Raw genomic sequence first — 19,144 nt, 5'->3', positions numbered from 1 at the left:
CGGGCGGCGTGTCAGTCCGCGAGAGAGCGCACGTGCACGACGTCACCGGCGGAGATCGGATGATCGACCCCATCGTGACGCACCACGAGACGCCCCTCGTCGTCGAGCTCGCGCGCGATGCCGTCGAGCGTCCGCTCCCCCGGCAACGACACCCGCACGGTGCGACCGAGGGTCGTGATCCGCTCCGTCGCCACGGCGTGCAGGCCGCTGGAGACCGCGTCGTCGGCCTCGGCGAGAGCCGCGAGGTGCGCGTCGAATCTTCGGAGGTAGTCGGCGAGCAGCCGATCCTCATCGGCGGCGACCCCCTCCACGGCGAACGATGTCGCGGTGGGCACGGGCAGCTGCGCCGCCGTCATGGCCGTGTTGACGCCGGCGCCGACGATGATAGCATTCGACGTCGCCTCGGCGAGGATGCCGCAGATCTTCCGCTCGTCGACGAGCACGTCGTTCGGCCATTTCACGCCCACCGCGCGCGCGGGCAGCTGTGCGGCGACGGCATCCGCCATCGCGATCCCCGCGATCAGGGGAATCCAACCGCGGAGCGCCGGTTCCACCGAGACGCGCAGGACGACCGAGATCGCCAGCGCCGCGCCGTCGGGAGCCGTCCAGACGCGATCCAGCCGTCCGCGACCGGCGGTCTGATTCCGTGTGATCAGGGTCGACAGGTGCGGCCAGCCGAGCGGATCCTCGGCCAGCAGCCGCAGATCGGCGTTCGTGGATGCCGACGCCGGCACGTACTCGATCCGGGGGGCGACGTCTCGCGCGAGCGGGAGATCCATGGTCAGATCTCCTCCTCGTCGCCCTCTTCGTCATCGTCGTCGAGATCCGGCCGGACGGCACCCATCTCGTGCGCCTCCCAGTCGTCCCACTTGGCCATGAGCTGTTCGATGCCCGCGTGGAACTTGGCCGTCGCGGCACCCGGAGTCGTGTCACCGAAGTAGTGCTGTACCCACATGCGCAGACGCGCGATCGCCGCATCGTCGGCGCGGACCCGCTCGACCTCCGACACGATGTCGGCGGCGGCGTCCGCGGTCAGCCACTCACAGTCCGAGAGGTAGCCCGTGGTGTCGATCGAGGCGCGCTCGTCGACCGGACGCGTGATCATCAGGGGCTTGCCCGAGGCGAGACGGTCGTAGACCATCGCGGAGATGTCGACGACCGCCACGTCGGCGGCCGACAGCTGCCAGCCGAGCTCGGGGCCGTCGTCGTACACGTGCTGAGCGCGCGGGTCGGTGGCGTTCGCCGCGGCGATCGCGGCGATGATCCGACGGTGCGCCGCCCCGTACTCGTGGTCGACGACACCGCTGCGCGGGTGCGGCCGGTAGATGACGCGGTGCGATCCGGTCGCCAGCAGTGCCGACACCAGCCGCTCGCCGTGCGTGGCGATCGACCCGTAGTGCGCGCTCGGTCGGTCGCCCTCCCAGGTGGGCGCATAGAGCACCACGGTGCGGTCGTCCGGTGTGAAGGGGAGCTCACCCGAATAGTGATCGGCCTGCGGACGACCGATCTCGATGGTGCGCCGATCGACGTCGTAGGCCCAGAGAGTGCGCGAGAGGCGATCACGCGCCGCCTGACCCGCCACCATCGCGTAGTCGTACGCCTTGTACTGGTTGGTGGTCATGTACATCTTGTCGGACTCGCCGTGGTTGATGAACACGTGCCACCGGCGTCCGTACCGGAACATCTGGAAGTTGCGGGTGTTCTGGTTGACGTACAGCACGATGCGGATGTCGTGCTGCGCGACGAACTTCTCAAGGTTGCGCACGGTCGGCACGAACGCGACCGGAGGGGCGTCCTCGGCCAGCAGCTTCTCGGCACCCGTCGCCTGCCGCGCGAGCACGACGACGGGCCAGCGCTTCGACAGCTCGGCGAGCGGCCGGTACCACTGCCGCATCTGGTACATGTTCACCGCACCGTCGGCGAAGTAGACGGCGATCTTGAAGTGCCCTTCGGGGAACTGCTCACTGACCGCGAGGCTGCGGCGCACGCGCTGCACGGCCGTCCTCGACGCGACCGCCCGTTTCAGCAGACGGTACGCCTTCTTCGCGTCGGAGATTGCACCCATCCCTCGAGGATACCGAGCCGGGAGCAGGGCCGAGATCTCGATCAGCGAACGTCCGACGCCCCATGACATGATCGACGGATGCAGCATGACGATTCGCACGCGCCGCCCGTCGGGGTCTCCTTCGTCATGCCCGTGCTGAACGAACGCGGGTATCTGGAGCACGCTGTGCAGTCCGTCCTCGCCCAGGATCTCGACGTTCCCGTCGAGCTGATCCTCGCCCTCGGGCCCTCGACCGACGGAACGACCGAGATCGCGAACCGACTGGCCGCCGACGACGAACGCATCCGCCTCGTCGACAACCCGGCCGCGCACATCCCGGTGGGCCTGAACGCGGCGATCCGCGCGGGCCGGTACTCGACCGTGATCCGCGTCGACGCGCACTCGGAGCTCTCCCCCGGCTATGCCGCCCGTGCCATGCAGACCCTCGAGCGCACGGGCGCGTCCAACGTCGGCGGTGTGATGCACGCCGAGGGGCGCGCACCGTTCCAGAAGGCCGTCGCGCGCCTCTACAACTCCCCCGTCGGCCTCGGAGGCGGCGCCTACCATGGCGGCGCGCACGAGGGGGAAGCGGAATCCGCGTACCTCGGCGTGATGCGCCGCGAGGTCCTCGACGAGGTCGGTCTCTTCGACGAGACGATCCGACGCGGCGAGGACTGGGAGCTCAACCTCCGCATCCGCCAGGCCGGTCATCGCGTCTGGTTCGACCCCACCCTCGCCGTCACGTATTGGCCCCGCGAGAGCTGGGTGCGCCTGGCGCGCCAGTTCCGCGCGACCGGCGCCTGGCGCGGAGAGCTCGTGCGGCGATTCGGGCGGCGCAACGGCATCCGCTTCTTCGCCCCGCCGGTTCTGGTGCTGCTCACGATCGTCGCGGTGATCATCGGCATCCTGCAGCTCACCGGGGTGCTCAGCGGCCTCGCCTCACTCATCGCCTCGATCGTCTACGCCCCGCTCGCGGCCTACGCGCTGCTCGTCGTCGCCGTCGCCGCCGCACCGGGCGGTGGCGGCATCCGACAGCGGTTGTGGACGCTGCTCGTGCTGCCGACGATGCACCTGGCCTGGGGCTGGGGGTTCCTCGGCGGCGTTCTGCGTGGAGCCGGTGACACCGTCGATGCCTCCCGCCTGGGCACCCGCAACACTCCGCTGCCCTGACCTGCCCCGGCCATGGCGGGCCGAGGACCTGCGGCCACGGGTCAGGCCGTCAGGAAGCCCTGGTCGAGGATACGGTCGACGACGCGCTCGGCCGCTCGCCCGTCATCGCGCGCGTTGAACTGACGCCGCCATGCGTCGTAGCGCTCGGCGTACACCTGCTCGTGGTCGGGCGCGGCGAGCGCGCGCACGAGCTCGTCCTGGCTCCCCACGAGCGGCCCGGGAGCCCGGGCGCCGAGATCGAAGTAGAACCCGCGCAGGGTTCCGCGGTAGTGCTCGATGTCGGGCACGAGGAAGTACATCGGCTTGCCGGTGACACTGAAGTCGAACATCACCGAGGAGTAGTCGGTGATGAGGGCGTCGGCCGCGAGCAGCAGCTGGGCCGTCTCGGGATAGCCGGTCACATCGATCACGCGCGCGCCGGCATGGTCGCGTCCGGCGTCGAGCGTGCGGGAGTGCCCGCGCACGAGCACGACCGCATCGGTCTGCTCGGCCAGCCGCTCGGCGTCGACGAAGTCGACCATCTCGGTGCGGTCGTCGCGCCACGTCGGTGCGTACAGCAGCACGCGCTCGTCGACTCCGATGCCGAGCGCCGCGCGGATCACGGCCGGATCGGTGGTCGCGAGCGCGTCGTTGCGTGGATATCCCTCGACCCAGATCGGACGCCCGAAGAACGCATACGCCTTCTTGAGGATGCGCTCGGCGTAGGTGTTCTGCGCGATCAGCACGTCCCACCGCCGTGATTCCTTGACGACGGCCGCCATCCGTCGCGGGTCGAATCCCGGACGATGCAGCGCGAGCCGCTTGAGCGGAGTCCCGTGCCAGGTCTGCAGCACCTTCTGGCCGGGCTTGCGGGCGAATCTCCGGCGCAGCCAGTCGTTCACGACGAGCAGGCGCGCCGCTCCCCGAGCGTGCCACCACTCCGGGCTTCCCTCGACGACGGCGATCGCCCCCTCCGGCACGGGGACCGAGAAGTCCACCACGCTCCAGTAGCGACGGACGTCGGGGGCGCGCTTCGCGATCTCGCGGTCGATCGCCTGCGGATTGCACCCGACGCTCCGGCCGTAGAAGCTCTCGAAGAACACCGCATTCTCTGTGCCGCCCGCCTGGGCGACGTAGCGCTCCTCGAGCGTGGCCTGCCCCTCGGCGGTCTCGTAGATGGGATCGATCGGTGCGGCGATGCGCACGGTGTCCCCGGCCACCTCGACGCGGAGCCCGGGCAGCAGCACCGGAGCGACGTCGATGTCGTCGAACGCGGTGTCGGCGACCGTCAAGCGGTACTCGCCGGCGGGAAGCGGGAGTGCGGGACCGCCCCATCGGGCGGCCTGCAGCGCGAACACCGCCTTCCAGGTCTTCCCCGCACCCGACAGGCGGGCGTCGACCCGCGCGCGCGGGCCGACCAGCTCGGCGTGCGCCGGGCGCGGTCCGGTTCCTGCGATGACCAGCGTCTGCGCCGACTCATCGATCCGGGCCGTTGTCATACTGCTCCCTTCGGTGCGCGGATTCCCCGCGCGCGGATCGCACCATAGACCCGCTCGGTGTTTCGGCCGTCGCGGAAGGCGTGCATCTCCGCGCTGAGCGTAGCGGAACGGGCGGCCCGCTCGGTGAACGCGGCCTCGTCGGACAGCAGCCCCTCGAGCTGCTCCAGCACGTCCGGCCAGGAGGACGCGGCATCCGCACCCGCGACGTCGCGGAAGCGACCGTAGAAGCCGCGTGAGTGCGCGTACTCCTCCGCGTCGGGCGCGAGGAAGAGGACGGGCATCGCCAGGAGTCCGACGTCGTAGGCGAGCGACGAATAGTCGGTGATCAGCACGTCGACCGCCGGCAGCACCGGGGTCACGTCCGCGAGCACGGAGGAGCCGAGCGTCCGCACCCGACGGCTCGGCAGAGGCGGGACGTAGCCTCCTTCGCCGAGCGGATGCGATCGGATGATCAGGGTCGCATCACATTCCTCGAGCACTCGGACGATCCGCACCCAGTCGTCGGCCGAGGGGACGGCGGGGTCGGCCGCACCGTCGCGCCAGGTGGGCGCGTACAGCACCACGCGAGACGTTTCGGCCAGGCCATCGAGCGCCGTGCGCAGTCGGGCGGATGCTCGTGCGCGACGCTCCTCCGGCGGTCCCTCCGAGAGCACGTCCACACGCGGCTCCCCGGTGACGACGACGCGGTCGCTCGGCAGCCCGAAGGCCGACTCCAGGCGCCCGCGGGAGCGGTCGGAGGCGGCCGGGAGCACGCGGATCCTCTGCGCGGCGGCCCGGTACAGGATCGCGATGGCCCGCCGCAGGATCGCAGACCCCGGGACGTTCGGAACCTGGGTCGTCGCCGGCGAGTCGAGTCCGATGCGCTTGAGGGGGATGCCGTGCCAGAGCTGGACGATGAACCCGCCCCCGTCGGCGTACCGGTTGATGTCGCCGAGACCGTGCGTGACGACGAGGACCCCGGCGCGTGCGGTCGCCCACCAGCCCCGGATGCTCGATCGTCGGAGCGTGCGGATGCCGAGCGCCGCCGCCTCGTCGTCCTCCCGCTGCGATCGGGTCAGCCAGACCGCCTCGTGGCCCTGCGCGGTCGCGTAACGGTGGAGGGCGAGCGCGCCGTCACCGATCCCGGCACCGCATCCGAACACCCAACGATCGCCGCGCGGTACGACGAGCGTGCCGAGGCGCCCTGCGAGGGAGAGCGGGATCCTCAGCAGCTTGGCCGCATTGCCGGACCCGAAAGAGAAGGACGCCACCCCGCGAGCCTATCGCGGAGGTGGCGTCCTTCTCTGGGCGGGGGGGATCAGCCGGCGAGTTCGCCGAGCGTCACCTCGATCTGGTACTCCTTGCCGCCGCGGATGTAGGTCACCTTCGCGTCGCTGCCCCCGGCCGCGGCGCGCACCTGGGCCGTGAGGTCGCTGGCGCTGGTGATCGGCACGCCGTTGAAGGCGGTGACGATGTCGTCGGCCTTGAGGCCGCCGGCTGCCGCCGCTCCCCCACTGGTCACGTCGGCGATGTACGCCCCTGCGACATCCGCGCCCTGCACGGAGGCCGCATCCTGCACCGACGCCCCGAGCAGGCCGTGCGTGGCCGCACCGTCGGCGATGATCTCTTCGGAGACGCGCTGGGCGATGTTCGACGGGATCGAGAACCCGAGGCCGATCGACCCGGATTCCTCCGACGATCCGGAGCTGGCGATCGCGACGTTGATGCCGATCAGTTCGCCCTTGCTGTTGACGAGGGCACCGCCGGAGTTTCCGTGGTTGATCGCGGCGTCGGTCTGGATCACGGCGATCGAGATCGACTCCGACGTCTGCTGCTGGCCGTTGCCGGGCAGATCGAACTGGAACGGACCCTGCTGGCCGTCCTGCTGACCGTCCTCGGGCGCCTGTTCCTGCGGGGCGTCCTCGCTCGACGAGTCCGGCAGGGCGGAGGACGCGATCTGGATGCTGCGGTTCAGCGCGCTGACGATGCCGGTGGTGACCGAGTTCGACAGTCCGAGCGGTGCGCCGAGTGCCACGGCCGTGTCGCCGACGTTCAGCTCGGACGAGTCCGCGAACTCGATGGGCGTGAGATCGGTGGCATCGGTGAGCTTGATGACCGCGAGGTCGTAGATGGGGTCGGTCCCCACGACGGTCGCCGAGTAGATGCGACCGTCGGAAGTCGTCACACGGATCGTGGGGTCGGCGACGGCACCACCGAGCGTCACCACATGCGTGTTGGTGAGCACGTAGCCATCGTCGCTGATGATGACTCCGGAGCCGCTGCCGGCCTCGCTGGTGCCGGCGACCTCGATCGTGACCACCGACGGCAGCGCCTTGGTGGCGACGGCCGTGGTCTCGTTCACGGAGCCGGGGTTGTTGACGGTGACCGTCTGCGGCCCCTCTGCGACACCGCTCGAGGGCGTGGTGCCGACGGCGTTCCAGATCGCGCCGCCGCCGAAGCCCGCGACGCCTCCGACGAGTGCGGCGGCGACCACGATGGCCGCGAGGCGCACGCCGCCGCGCGGCTTGGCCTCCTTGGTCTTCACGTGCGGATCGGCCGGTGCGTCACCGAGGCCGAGCGGCGCGGTTCCGCCCAGGGGAACCGTGGGCTGGGTGTGGGCGGCGCCGGAGTGGAGACCGAACGCGGCTCCCGGCGACGTGGCCGTCGAGCCAGCGAACTGCTGCGCGGTGGCCGGAGCGATCACGGGGGCGGGGGCGGCGGGAGCGGGCGACGCGAACGTCGGGGGCACCTGGTGTCCCGCGGCCGGCTGCGGCGCGGGAGCGGACTCTGCGGGCACGGGGGCGGCGGGCTCCGCGGCCGGCGCGGCGGGGATGTCAGCGGCGGCCTGCGGCGCCGAACGGTCGGCGACCTCTGCTGCCTCGGTGGACGGCACGTCGGGTGCCGAGTGGTCGGGGGTGTTGTCTTCGTTCATGGTGTGTGCTCCTTCAACAACGCCCCTTCAGAGTGCTCTCCGAGTCTGTGCGTTTCATATGGCGAAGGTGAGTTTCCCTTATGGCCATAGCCTGTTCTTCATGAGTGTCATCACCGGTGCATGGCGGCGCACAGCGGCGGGCGCGGGCCTGCTCTCGCCTGACGGGGCCGTCGCGCCCACCATCTTCGCAGAGATGTCGGCCCTCGCGGCCTCGACGGGAGCGATCAATCTCGGGCAGGGATTCCCCGACGAGGACGGCCCGGCCGAGGTTCTCGAAGCCGCCAGGCAGGCGATCGCCGATGGGGTGAACCAGTACCCGCCCGGTCGGGGCACCGCCGATCTCCGACTCGCCATCGCCGAGCACCAGAAGCGCTTCTACGGCCTCGACGTCGATCCCGACACCGAGGTGCTCGTCACGGTCGGAGCGACCGAGGCTCTCACGGCGACGCTCCTCGCCCTGATCGACGGTCCGGAGGACGAGGTCGTCGTCTTCGAGCCGTACTACGACTCCTACGCGGCCGCGGTCTCTCTCGCCGGAGGCACGCTGCGCACCGTGCCGCTGCGCGTGCCGGACTTCCAGCCGGACCTCGACCGGTTGGCGGATGCCGTCACCGATCGTACGCGGATCATCCTCGTGAACGATCCGCACAACCCGACCGGCACGGTGTTCGGCGCGGACGTGCTCACCGAGATCGTTCGCCTCGCCGAGCGGCACGACGCACTCATCGTGACGGACGAGGTCTACGAGCACCTGGCGTTCCGCGCCCGGCACATCCCGGTCGCGACACTGCCCGGCGCGGCGGAGCGCACGCTGACGATCTCCTCGGCGGGCAAGACCTTCTCGGCCACCGGGTGGAAGGTCGGCTGGATCCACGGTCCCGCCGCACTGATCACCGCGGTGCTCACCGTGAAGCAGTTCCTCACCTACGTCGGGGCCGCCCCCTTCCAGCCCGCCGTCGCGGTCGGGCTCCGCCTGGGAGACGCCTTCTTCGCGGATGCCGCGGCGACGCTCGCCCACAAGCACGACGTGCTCGGTGCCGGACTGCAGGCCGCGGGTTTCACCGTCTTCGCCCCGCAGGGCGGGTACTTCACCCTCGCCGACGCCACGGCGGTCGGCGGCGCCGATGGTGCGGAGTTCTGCCGCACCCTGCCCGAGCGCTTCGGCGTCGGGGCGATTCCGCTGGCTGCTTTCCTGCCGCCGGCGCACCGCGCCGACCCGGAGTACGCGGGCATCGTGCGCTTCGCCGCCTGCAAGAAGGTGTCGGTCATCGACGAGGCCGTCTCGCGCCTGGCGCGCCTGCGGGACTGAAGGCTCTCCCAGCGGCCCACGGGAGCCGAAGGCTCCGCCGCGAGGTGCGGAGAGCTCGCCGGTCAGCGCGGAACGACGGCGTACCGGCGCACCCGCAGCGACGGGTTCGTCTCGCGGACACGGTCGATGACCGCCCGTTCGACGGGCGCCACCGCGATGCCCTCAGCGCTGCCGACACCGGCGAGCACCACTCCCTGCGGATCGACGATCTGCGAGTGGCCGACGCCGATCGGCGCGGGGTGGTCGGCGGAGACGACGTAGACCGTGTTCTCGATCGCCCGGGCGGCGAGCAGGGTGGTCCAGTGATGCTCCTTGAGCGGACCGCGCACCCACTCGGCGGGCACCACCAGCACGTCCGCCTCCGCGTCGACGAGGGTGCGGGCCACCTCGGGGAAGCGGAGGTCGTAGCAGGTCATCAGGCCGAAGCGCAGGCCTGCCAGGTCGAACGTCGCCGCCTCGCCCACCTCTCCCGGCTCGACCCAGTCCGACTCGGTCTGCCCGAACGCGTCGTAGAGGTGCTGCTTGCGGTAGACGGCCAGGATGCCGTCGCCCCGAACGGCGACCACCGTGTTCCGGACGCGATGGGTGTCGTCCGACTTCTCGACGAGTCCGGCGACGATCACGACAGCGTACTCCCCCGCCAGCGCGATCAGCATCTGCACGAAGTCGCCCTCCAGCGTCTCCGCGTGAGCCGCGAGGGTCTCGTCCATCGGATTCACGAAGTAGCTCGAGTACTCGGGCAGCACGATCAGACGTGCGCCCCGCGCCGCGGCATCCGCCACGAGTTCTGCGATGCGCTCGCGATTGCCCTCCCGGGAATCGGTGGGCGCGAACTGGCAGACGGCGACGGAAACGGCGGGGCTCACGGACATGCCCTCATCCTCCCGCATCGCCGCGGACTGCGCCTCGATTCGCGCACTCCCGATTCCCGTGTTAGGCTATTCCTTGTGCCGCGGGGTGGAGCAGTTCGGTAGCTCGCCGGGCTCATAACCCGGAGGTCGCAGGTTCAAATCCTGTCCCCGCAACGAGAATGCGACACAAGAAAGGCCCCTGATCGGGAGAAATCCAGATCAGGGGCCTTTCGCTGTGCCCGGTGGATGCGTGGACCGACACGATCGCCGGCACCCGGGAACGACGAATGCCGCACCCCGAGGGATGCGGCATTCGTCAGTGCGGTCCGAGGATCACTCCCCCGACGTGGACTCCATGTCGAGGAGCTTCTGCACGGCCTCGGTGAGACGCTTGTCGGCCTCGCCGAACTTCTCGAGGTCACCGGCCTTCAGAGCGGTGTCGCGATCGAGGAGCGCCTGGCGCGCGTCGGCCAGGGCTGCAGCCTGCTCGTCGGTCGGCGTCGTGGGCTCGGTCGGTTCGGTGGTCGGCACTTCACCCGTGTCGGGGTCGACCTCAGAGGGGTCGACCGGTTCGACCTCGTCATCTCCTCCGGTGGCACCGGAATCACCGCCGAAGAGGGAATCGAGCGCCTCGGTCAAGGTGTTCTCGAACGCAACCCTGTCGCCGAAGGCGACGAGCACCTTCTGCAGACGCGGGAGCTGCGTCCCCTCGGACGACTGCACGTACACGGGCTGCACGTAGAGAAGACCGCCACCCACGGGGAGCGTCAGCAGGTTGCCGTAGATGACCTCCGACTCACCCTGCTGCAGCAGGTTGAGCTGCGGGACGACCGCCGTGTCGGAGTTGTAGGTGTTCTGCACCTGACCGGGACCCGGCACCGTCGTGTCGTCGTTGATCTCGAGCATGCGCAGTTGGCCGTACCCCTCCGCCTTCACACCCGCCTCGGCACCGGCATCCGAATCGACGGCCAGATACCCCATCAGCACGTCTCGGCTGCTGCCGGCGCCCTGCGACGCGGGGATGAACGTCGAGAACATCGAGAACCGCGCGCTGTCCTGCCCCGGCATCTGCATGGTCAGGTAGTACGGCGGCTGCAGCATCGCGTCGCTGCGCGGGTCGTTCGGCGTCTGCCAGCGGTTGTCCTGCTGGGCGAAGGACCCGGCGGTGTCGATGTGGTAGATCCCGAGGATGTCGCGCTGCACCTTGAACAGATCGGTCGGGTAGCGGACGTGGCTCATGAGCTCGCCCGACATGTCGCTGATCGGCTTCACGGTCGACGGGTAGACCTTCTGCCAGGTCTTGAGGATCGGGTCCTCGGCGTCCCACGCGTAGAGCGTGACGGTGCCGTCATAGGCATCGACGGTCGCCTTGACCGAGTTGCGGATGTAGTTGATCTCGTCGATCGCGAGGCTCGGTGCCCGCGTGTTCGAGTCGGTGATCGCGTCGGAGAGGCTCACGCTCGTCGCGTAGGGGTACGTCGAGCTCGTCGTGTAACCGTCGACGATCCAGACGATGCGGCCATCGACCACGCTGGGGTACGGGTCGCTGTCGAGCTCGAGGTACGGAGCGACCTTGCCCACCCGGGTCTTCGGGTCGCGGTCGTAGAGAATCTGCGAGTCCTCGTTCACCAGATTCGAGAAGAGGATCTGCTCGGACTGGAACTTGAGCGCGTAGAGGAGCTTCGTGAACGTGTCGCCGATGGCGGGGCCGCCCTCGCCGTTGAACGTCGTCTTCGTCTCGCTCGCGCCGTCCTTGCCGCGCGGGTAGTCGATCTCGACCGGGTCGGCGCCCTCCGGGGCTCCCACGATCGAGTACTCGGGCGAGTTCTCACCGAAATAGACGCGGGGCTCGAAGTTCTCGCGGTCGGTCAGGAAGCCCGACGACGGGATGCCGCGCTCGAGGAAGACCGGCTCGCCGTCGCTCGTGCGCTGGTTGCCCGCGGCAGCGACGAGGCCGTAACCGTGCGTGTAGACGGCGACACGGTTGTTCCAGTTGTCGCCCTCGCCGAGCTTGGTGATGTCGAGGTCGCGGACGGCCACGACCGTGTCCTGCATCTCGCCGTCGATCTCGTAGCGGTCGACGTCGAGCGTCTCCTCGAACTGGTAGTACGCGCGGTACTGCTCGAGCTGCCGCACGGTGGGACTGATGACCTTCGGGTCCATGATGCGGATCGAGGCCGTGGTGTCGGCATCCGCGCGCAGCTGACCGGCTTCGGCATCCGTCTCGGCCTCGAAGGTGGTCGTCTCGAGGTTCGCAACCCCGTACGCCTCCTTCGTGCCGTCGATGTTCCGCTGGTAGTACTCGGCCTGGTAGGCGTTCTGGTTCGGCTTCACCTGGAAGGTCGTGACGACCCAGGGGTATCCGACACCCACGACCAGCGAGGCGACGATCAGCAGCGCCGTGGCGGCGAGCGGGAAGCGCCAGCGGCCGATCACGGCCGTGACGAAGAAGAGGATGGCGACGAGTGCGGCGATGATCGCCAGGATCGCGAGACCGGGGATCGTGGCGTTGACGCCCGTGTACGCGGCACCGGTGATGCGGTCGTCGGGGGTGACCAGCGTCTTGTAGCGGTCGAGCCACAGGCTGACCGCCTGCACGAGGATGTAGAGACCGGCGATGACGGCGAGCTGGATGCGCGCCGCCTTCGAGATGCGCAGCTCTCCCTGACCGATGCGCACCGACCCGTAGAGGTACGACACGAGCGCCGTGACCAGGAGCGAGAGCAGCAGCACGGCCGAGACGAACGCGAGCGCGATCGAGTAGAACGGCATCGCGAACATGTAGAAGCCGGTGTCGATGCCGAACTGCGGGTCGACGTCGCTCGTCGCGACGCCGTTCGCCCAGAGCCACACGGTCTTCCACTGCCCGGCGGCCGAGAAGCCGGCGAACAGACCGAAGAAGATCGGCATACCCCACATGGCGAGACGACGCAGGGGCTCGATGACCTCCTGGTAGCGGTCGAGCTGGGAGCTCAGGCGCACGTAGACCGGGCGCAGGCGGTAGGCCAGCTGGATCACGACGAACAGCGGCACCGCCATCCCGAGGAAGCCGATGACGAACATCACCACGGTGGCGACCCACTGGGTCGTGAGCACACCGGTGAAGCCCACCTGATCGAACCAGAGGAATTCGGTGTAGAGCGACGCGAAGACGAAGAACACCGCGATCAATGCGGCGATGATCACCAGCGAGATGCCGAATATGCGTCGGGAGGTTCGAGGAGTGGCCGGGTTCGGAGCTGAGGTCGAGGTCACACCCCCATCCTAGGCACGCGTTACTGGGCTGCGGCTGTCATCCCGGTCACGGCGAGGTCACGACGCGGTGCAGGCGGGCAGCGCCGAGACGTCTCCGCCGTCGGCGATGACCTCGAGAGCATCGAGCGATTCCTCGAGCGTCGCGGTGCGGACCACCTGCAACCCGTCGGGCACGTGGCCCACGACCTCGTCGCAGTTCGATGCCGGAGCGAGGAAGAACTCGGCCCCCGCATCACGCGCGCCGTAGAGCTTCTGACGGATGCCGCCGATCGGGCCGACCGTGCCGTCGGCCTCGATCGTGCCGGTGCCGGCGACGTTCTCGCCACCGTTGAGCTCGCCCGGGGTGAGCTGGTCGATGATCCCGAGAGCGAACATCATCCCCGCGCTGGGGCCGCCGACGTTGTCGAGCTGGATCGTCACGTCGATCGGGAAGTCGTAGTCGGTGCGAAGGGTGATGCCGATCAGCCACGTGGTCGTGTCGCCCTCGGTGTACTCCTGCGGGGTGATCGTGACGTCCTGCTCCTGGCCGTCGCGCAGGACCGTGAGGTCGATCTCCGCTCCCCCGATGTCCTGGATGCGCGAGCGCAGCTGCTTCGCCGACACCACGGGGTCGCCGTCGATCGCGGTGATCACGTCGTCGGGTTCGAGGATGCCCTCGGCCGGGGAATCCTCGACGGCCTCGACGACGACGACCTCGGCCCCGGTGTCGTAGCCCAGCTCTCCCAGCGCCGCGGCGGTCGCCTCGTGCTGCGAGTCGACCATCAGGGTCGCGTTGCGCTCATCGCGCTGCTCGGTGGTCACGCCCTCCGGGAACACGGAGTCGAGCGGCACGACCGCGCGGGAGGAGTCGGTCCACGCCAGCGCGAGTTCGAACCAGCTGGGGGTGCGCTCGCGGTTGCCGACGACCTGGACGGTGGTCAGATCCAGCGTGCCGCCGGTGTCGAACGTCTCGGCGCCCTCGATGCTGATGAGCGGCACCTTCTCCCCGTCCGGACCCGCGGCCGTGCCGAGGGTGTCGTAGACGGGGCCCGGCCGCTGGATGACGTAGGGGGTGGGGAGGAAGGTGAGGACGACCAGTGCCACGAGTGCGACGATCAACGCCCAGACGCCGAGTCCGAGCTTCACAGGCCGCGTTCGTTCCACAGCATCCTCCGTCGTTCGCGAGCGGCGTACAGGGATCTGCCCGCATCGGGTTCGCTCGCATGAACCTGTGACTAGCGTAGATGGCACGGCTATAGGCGTGCTGAGAGGGCGATCGACATGGCAGACAACGACCCGACACCCGAGGACTTCCAGGAGTTCCTGCGGCGGATGCTCGCAGGCCAGGGTGGCGATATCGACCCCGAGGCGCTGCGTGGCGCTTTCGAGGGCATGGACGGGCTGGCGCTCGACCCCGCGATGATGCAGACGATCATGTCGCAGTTGCAGGGCGCGTTCGGCGGCGACGCCTGGGAGAACGCGCTGCGCCAGGCGCTGCACATCGCGAACCGCGACGGACAGGGCATCACCGACGGCTCGCGCACCTCGCTCGTCGACGCGTTCGCCCTGGCGGGGCTCTGGCTCGGCGAGGCGACCACGATCTCCGACCTCGCCCAGGCGCCGGTCGCGATGACCCGCGGCGAATGGGTCGAGAAGACCCTCCCCGTATGGAAGGAGATCGCCGGCCCCGTCTCGACCAGCATCGCCGATGCGCTCACCAGCGCACTCGACACGCAGGTCCCCGAGGAGATGCGCGACGTCGTGCAGGGCGCGGGCAGGCTCATGCGCGGGCTCGGCGGTTCGGTGTTCGCCGCGCAGTTCGGCCAGGTGCTCGGCAACCTCTCGCTCGAGGTGGTCTCGGGCGGAGACGTCGGCATCCCGGTGCTTCCCGCCGGCACCGCCGCGATCATCCCGCAGAACCTCTCCGCCTTCGGCGAGGGGCTCGAGATCCCCGACGACCAGATCGCCCTCTACCTCGCGGCGCGCGAGCTCGCGTACGCCCGCCTGTACCGGCACGCCAAGTGGCTGCACCTGCACGTGATGGCCCAGATCACCGACTTCGCACGCGGGGTGACGGTCGATGTGGATGCACTCGAAGATGTGGCGAGCCGTCTCGATCCGTCCAATCCCGAGGAGTTGCGGGCCGCGATCGAGGGCGGCGCCCTGCTGCCGACGCAGACCGAGGCGCAGCGCGAGGCACTGACGCGGCTCGAGAACCTCATCGCGACGATCGACGGCTGGGTCGACGTCGTCACCACCCAGGCGACCTCACGCCTCCCCGACGGTGCACGGCTCGCGGAGGCGGCACGTCGTCGGCGCGCGGTCGGCGGTCCCGCCGAGGACGCGCTCGGGGCTCTCGTCGGTCTGAAGCTGCGCCCGCGCCGCATGCGCGAGGCCGCCGCGATGTGGCAGCAGGTCACGGATGCCGTCGGTATCGCCGCCCGCGACGCGCTCTGGGACTACCCCGATCTGATGCCGACCGCCGACGACATCGACGACCCGACGGCCCTCGTCGCCCGCCTCCAGGCGACGGCGCGGGGCGAGCAGCCGGTCGCCGACGAGTTCGACGAGGCGCTGGCCCGCCTGCTCGACGGTGACGACTTCTCGAGCGACGCCGACGGAAAGCCGGACGGAGATTCGTCGGACGGAGATTCGTCGGGCGGAGACGAGCCGGAGGACCGCCCCGAGGGCGACCGACCGGTCTGAACCGTGACTGCTCCTCCCCATCGGAGAGGAGCAGTCGCGTTGTCCACGGATGTCTCTGCGGTACCCCACGGAAGCCGTGGAATGTCCAGAATCGGTGGATGCCTCCGCTCACGCCGACGACACTCACCCGACTCTCACCCGCCCTCCCGCTGCTCTGGCGCGACGAGCGCACGCTGCAGCTCGGACTCGACGAAGATCTGCACATCGACGCCGAAGCCGCATGGGTGGAGCTGCTGCTGTCACGGATGGGTTCCGGGTTCCGCCGAGCCTCCTTCGACGTGATCGCGCACGGGCTCGGGGCGCCGCGCGAGGCGGCGCGAGCCCTGCTCGCGCGGCTGGAGCACCTCCTCATCGACGACTCGCCCGTGCCGCGCGCCGCCTGGGTCGAGCGTCTCGGCGTGACCGATGCCCGCACAGAGCATCGCTTACGGGAGAGCCTCGCCGACGAGGGCGTTCCGATCGGAGAGCACGGTTCCCGGTCCGACGCGGCCGTGGTGCTCGTCGCCGGCAGCGCCGCGGCGATGCAACTGGCGACGTACCTGCGCGACGACGTGACGCATCTGCCCGTCGCCGTCGGTCGCGATCAGGTGACGATAGGCCCGATGGTCATTCCCGGCATCACGCCGTGCCTCACGTGCCGCGATCTCCATGCTCGCGATCTCGACCCTGCCTGGCCCCGACTGCACACGCAGCTCGTCGCTCGCGACCCCGGGCGCGTTCGCGCCGTGCTCGTCGCGGGCGCCGGAGCGATCGCCGCGCGTCTTCTCGCCGCCACGCCCTCGGCGGAGAGCGAGATCATCCGGCTCAGCGCGGACGGCTCCCGCGATTCGCGAGCGGTGAGGTTTCACGGAGAATGCCTGTGCCGCGTCCCGTCGTCCCGATCTCTGCCAGGAACCGCGAGGGAGCCCGTTCGCCTCGTCCCGCCGAGCGCGACCACGACAGAGACAGAGTTCGCGCGGCTCGCGTGACGCCGACGTACGCGAGACGGCGCTCCTCGTCGATCGATTCGAAGCTCGTCGCGTAGGAGATCGGCAATGCCCCCTCCGCCCATCCGGCGAGGTGCACGTGCAACCACTCCAGACCTTTCGCGGCGTGCAGGGTCGAAAGCGTGACGGTGCGCATGGTCGGCTCGTGCTGATCCTTCGCCCGGGCCATGAGCGCATCGCCGAAGGAGCGCAAGGTGGCTTCGGGCCCGGCCTCCTCGGCGAGGCGGAGGATCGCGCGTCGCGCCTCCCAGCCGTCGCGCTGGGCTCCGCCCGCCGCCGGCGGTTCCTCGGTGAGTCCGAGCTCGCGCAGCACGCGCTGCACCGCAGGGACGAACCCCTGTTCCACCGGGGCGACGGCCGCAGCACGTATCGCGAGGATCGCCTGACGAACCTCGGGCATCGAGAAGAAACGGGTGCCACCCAGCACCGTGGTCGGGATGCCCTCCGCGGCGAGCGCCTGCTGCAGCGCGGCCGATTGGGCGTGGGCCCGGTAGAGCACCGCGATGTCTGCGGGAGAGATGCCCTCGGCGATCTGCGCCGAGACGGACGCGGCGATTCCCTCCGCCTCGTCGCGCTCGCTGTCGTAGGCGGTGACGGTGGGCGGCTCGGTCGCGAACTGCTCGCGCGCGGGCGTGAGCTCCAGCGCACCGGGGCGCCCCTTCATGAGCGCGTTCGCGGCGGCGAGGATGGGAGCCTGCGAGCGGTAGTTCGTCTCGAGCCGCACGACGGTCGCGTCGGGATGGCGGCGCTCGAACTCGAGGAGGAAACGCTGCTCGGCGCCGGCGAAGGAGTAGATCGTCTGGCTGGCGTCGCCGACCACGCAGATGTCGTGCCTGTCACCGATCCAGAGCTCGAGCAGTCGGTTCTGCAGAGGCGAGACGTCCTGGAACTCGTCGACCGTGAAGTGGCGGTACTGCTCGTGCACCGATGCGGCGACTCGCGGCTCGGCCTCGAGCATCCCGGCGCACGCCAGGAGAACGTCTTCGAAATCGAGCTGGTTCCGCTCGTCCTTGAGCGCCTCGTATCCGCGCTGCAGTTCGGCGAGCTGCGTCGCATCGACGCCGGAGACGGACCGTCCCAGGCTCGCGTGCTGCTCGATCGAGAGCATGGAGACCTTGCGCCATTCGATCTCCGACGCGATGTCCCGCAGGGTCGCGGTGCTGGGACGCAGGCGGATGGCGTCGGCGACCTGTCCCAGCATCCGCACCTTGTTGTCGATGATCGACGGGGCGGGCTGTCCGGCGAGCGTCGGCCAGAAGAAGTTGAGCTGCGCGAGAGCGGCGGCGTGGAACGTGCGGGCGGCGACGCCCTCGACCCCGAGCGCACGCAGGCGCCCACGCAGCTCCCCCGCGGCCTTCGCCGTGAAGGTCACGGCCATCACCCGCGCGGGCGAGTACGCGCCGGTGTCGACTCCGTGCGCGATGCGGTGGGTGATCACGCGCGTCTTGCCGGTACCGGCCCCCGCCAGCACCGCGACGGGTCCGCGGAGGACCGATGCCGCCTGCCGCTGCCGCTCGTCGAGTGCGTCGAGAGCGCTCACGCGCCCGCCTCGAGCCAGTCCACGATGAGTGCGCGCGCGATCGACGCGTGCCCGGGCAGCCCGACGGGCCCCTCTCCCTCCAGGGACGACGTGATCTCCGCGCGGGTGAACCAGCGCACGTCGACGATCTCCTCGCCGTCGGCGCGGGCATCCGCCTCGTCGTCGACGACCGCGCGGAAGCCGACCATCAGAGAGCGCGGGAACGGCCAAGCCTGCGAAGACACGTAGCGCAGCGCGGAGAGACGCACCCCCGATTCCTCGGCGAGCTCACGATGGACGGTCGATTCGAGCGACTCGCCCGCCTCGACGAACCCCGCGAAGCACGAGTACATCCGACCGCCCCAGTTCGCGTTCGCGCCGAGGAGCAGTCGCTCGCCGTCGCGGCTCTCGACCGCCACGATCACGGCGGGGTCGGTTCGCGGGAAGTGGTCGCGCCCGCAGACCAGACAGCGACGCGACCATCCCGCCTGACGGATCTCGGTGCCTCCACCGCAGGTCGGGCAGAACGGCGCATCGCGCAGCCAGGCGGCGAGCGCCAGCGCCTCGATGAGGATCTCGCTCTCCTGCGCCGGGAGCCGCGCCCCGAGATCGCGCAGCCCGAGCCACGTCTCGTCGGGGGCCGCGTCGATCGTTGCGCTCTCGGCCGGAAGCGCGGCCAACAGCAGCGGAGTTCCGGACTCGTCGCGCCCAAGGAGCGCCCATGTGGCATCGACGGGTTCGGTCGGCGCGACGCGCACCAGCAGATCATCGGTCACGCGCACTCGACCATCGCGGACGGCGATCACGCGTGTCGACGTCTCTCCGCGCAGACGATCGATGACGCCGGATTCCTCGCGGAGCTCGGCCGCGCGGTCGAGGGTTGGGCGGTGCATGGGTGATCGACTCCCTCTCTCACGGGCGTGGCGGAGGCGGGAC

13 protein-coding genes and 1 tRNA gene are annotated in these 19,144 nt (G+C 69.9%); 4 read left to right on the top strand and 10 right to left on the bottom strand.

Going from position 1 to position 19,144, the window contains the following annotated elements:
* Positions 1-11: 11 nt before the first annotated feature.
* Together ACTJKK_RS01125 and ACTJKK_RS01120 are read right to left on the bottom strand one after the other, a co-directional pair.
* A complete protein-coding gene (locus ACTJKK_RS01125; protein WP_440746708.1) occupies positions 12-779 on the bottom strand; it encodes a biotin--[acetyl-CoA-carboxylase] ligase in 768 nt (255 codons plus the stop codon).
* A 2-nt stretch (positions 780-781) separates the two neighbouring features.
* Positions 782-2,065 carry a CDP-glycerol glycerophosphotransferase family protein gene (locus ACTJKK_RS01120; protein ID WP_247622917.1) on the bottom strand — a complete coding sequence of 428 codons (1,284 nt, stop codon included), beginning with the start codon at positions 2,063-2,065 and terminating at the stop codon, positions 782-784.
* A gap of 78 nt (positions 2,066-2,143) precedes the next feature.
* Here ACTJKK_RS01120 and ACTJKK_RS01115 point away from each other — a divergent pair, with 78 nt between their 5' ends.
* Positions 2,144-3,214 carry a glycosyltransferase family 2 protein gene (locus ACTJKK_RS01115; RefSeq protein WP_247955884.1) on the top strand — a complete coding sequence of 357 codons (1,071 nt, stop codon included), beginning with the start codon at positions 2,144-2,146 and terminating at the stop codon, positions 3,212-3,214.
* Between the two features lie 41 nt (positions 3,215-3,255).
* On the opposite strand, the gene ACTJKK_RS01110 is transcribed toward ACTJKK_RS01115, so the two are convergent.
* From ACTJKK_RS01110 to ACTJKK_RS01100, 3 genes are read right to left on the bottom strand one after another with little or no spacing between them, the layout of a single operon-like run.
* Positions 3,256-4,692 (bottom strand): CDP-glycerol glycerophosphotransferase family protein, encoded by a 1,437-nt coding sequence (locus ACTJKK_RS01110; protein WP_440746707.1) that lies wholly within the window; start codon positions 4,690-4,692, stop codon positions 3,256-3,258.
* Entirely contained in the window at positions 4,689-5,942 is a 1,254-nt protein-coding gene (locus ACTJKK_RS01105; RefSeq protein ID WP_440746706.1) for a CDP-glycerol glycerophosphotransferase family protein, read from the bottom strand. Before ACTJKK_RS01105 ends, ACTJKK_RS01110 begins: the two co-directional genes overlap by 4 nt.
* A gap of 47 nt (positions 5,943-5,989) precedes the next feature.
* Positions 5,990-7,603: a S1C family serine protease gene (locus ACTJKK_RS01100; protein ID WP_440746705.1), complete on the bottom strand. Its 1,614-nt coding sequence runs from the start codon at positions 7,601-7,603 to the stop codon at positions 5,990-5,992.
* Positions 7,604-7,703: 100 nt separating this feature from the next.
* Here ACTJKK_RS01100 and ACTJKK_RS01095 point away from each other — a divergent pair, with 100 nt between their 5' ends.
* Positions 7,704-8,912: an aminotransferase class I/II-fold pyridoxal phosphate-dependent enzyme gene (locus ACTJKK_RS01095; protein ID WP_247955880.1), complete on the top strand. Its 1,209-nt coding sequence runs from the start codon at positions 7,704-7,706 to the stop codon at positions 8,910-8,912.
* 62 nt (positions 8,913-8,974) lie between these two features.
* On the opposite strand, the gene ACTJKK_RS01090 is transcribed toward ACTJKK_RS01095, so the two are convergent.
* Positions 8,975-9,784, bottom strand: coding sequence for a carbon-nitrogen hydrolase family protein (locus tag ACTJKK_RS01090; RefSeq protein WP_440746704.1), 810 nt, complete (start codon positions 9,782-9,784; stop codon positions 8,975-8,977).
* 79 nt (positions 9,785-9,863) lie between these two features.
* On the opposite strand from ACTJKK_RS01090, the gene ACTJKK_RS01085 reads away from it, so the two are divergent.
* A tRNA-Met gene (locus tag ACTJKK_RS01085) sits at positions 9,864-9,937 on the top strand.
* A 159-nt stretch (positions 9,938-10,096) separates the two neighbouring features.
* On the opposite strand, the gene ACTJKK_RS01080 is transcribed toward ACTJKK_RS01085, so the two are convergent.
* Positions 10,097-13,018, bottom strand: coding sequence for a UPF0182 family membrane protein (locus ACTJKK_RS01080; RefSeq protein ID WP_247632548.1), 2,922 nt, complete (start codon positions 13,016-13,018; stop codon positions 10,097-10,099).
* A gap of 57 nt (positions 13,019-13,075) precedes the next feature.
* Positions 13,076-14,161 (bottom strand): YlbL family protein, encoded by a 1,086-nt coding sequence (locus ACTJKK_RS01075; RefSeq protein WP_440746703.1) that lies wholly within the window; start codon positions 14,159-14,161, stop codon positions 13,076-13,078.
* A 117-nt stretch (positions 14,162-14,278) separates the two neighbouring features.
* Here ACTJKK_RS01075 and ACTJKK_RS01070 point away from each other — a divergent pair, with 117 nt between their 5' ends.
* On the top strand, positions 14,279-15,703 hold the full coding sequence (locus ACTJKK_RS01070) for a zinc-dependent metalloprotease (protein ID WP_440746702.1): 1,425 nt from the start codon (positions 14,279-14,281) through the stop codon (positions 15,701-15,703).
* 804 nt (positions 15,704-16,507) lie between these two features.
* On the opposite strand, the gene ACTJKK_RS01065 is transcribed toward ACTJKK_RS01070, so the two are convergent.
* Entirely contained in the window at positions 16,508-18,229 is a 1,722-nt protein-coding gene (locus ACTJKK_RS01065) for an ATP-dependent helicase (RefSeq protein WP_440746701.1), read from the bottom strand.
* Complete coding sequence (gene nudC, locus ACTJKK_RS01060; protein WP_440746700.1) at positions 18,226-19,101, bottom strand: NAD(+) diphosphatase; 876 nt, start codon at positions 19,099-19,101, stop codon at positions 18,226-18,228. Before nudC ends, ACTJKK_RS01065 begins: the two co-directional genes overlap by 4 nt.
* Positions 19,102-19,144: the final 43 nt, after the last annotated feature.

The sequence above is a fragment of the Microbacterium sp. 22179 genome, from assembly GCF_052045715.1.
In the GTDB taxonomy this organism is placed as follows: domain Bacteria; phylum Actinomycetota; class Actinomycetes; order Actinomycetales; family Microbacteriaceae; genus Microbacterium; species Microbacterium galbinum.
Note: the sequence above shows the minus strand (reverse complement) of the source record. Positions and strands in the feature narration are given on the sequence as shown.

Bases quoted from the DNA above. Each gene is read 5' to 3' on its own strand.
- ACTJKK_RS01125 (WP_440746708.1), bottom strand. From the start codon at position 779: ATGGATCTCCCGCTCGCGCGAGACGTCGCCCCCCGGATCGAGTACGTG.
- ACTJKK_RS01120 (WP_247622917.1), bottom strand. From the start codon at position 2,065: ATGGGTGCAATCTCCGACGCGAAGAAGGCGTACCGTCTGCTGAAACGG.
- ACTJKK_RS01115 (WP_247955884.1), top strand. From the start codon at position 2,144: ATGCAGCATGACGATTCGCACGCGCCGCCCGTCGGGGTCTCCTTCGTC.
- ACTJKK_RS01110 (WP_440746707.1), bottom strand. From the start codon at position 4,692: ATGACAACGGCCCGGATCGATGAGTCGGCGCAGACGCTGGTCATCGCA.
- ACTJKK_RS01100 (WP_440746705.1), bottom strand. From the start codon at position 7,603: ATGAACGAAGACAACACCCCCGACCACTCGGCACCCGACGTGCCGTCC.
- ACTJKK_RS01095 (WP_247955880.1), top strand. From the start codon at position 7,704: ATGAGTGTCATCACCGGTGCATGGCGGCGCACAGCGGCGGGCGCGGGC.
- ACTJKK_RS01090 (WP_440746704.1), bottom strand. From the start codon at position 9,784: ATGTCCGTGAGCCCCGCCGTTTCCGTCGCCGTCTGCCAGTTCGCGCCC.
- ACTJKK_RS01070 (WP_440746702.1), top strand. From the start codon at position 14,279: ATGGCAGACAACGACCCGACACCCGAGGACTTCCAGGAGTTCCTGCGG.
- nudC (WP_440746700.1), bottom strand. From the start codon at position 19,101: ATGCACCGCCCAACCCTCGACCGCGCGGCCGAGCTCCGCGAGGAATCC.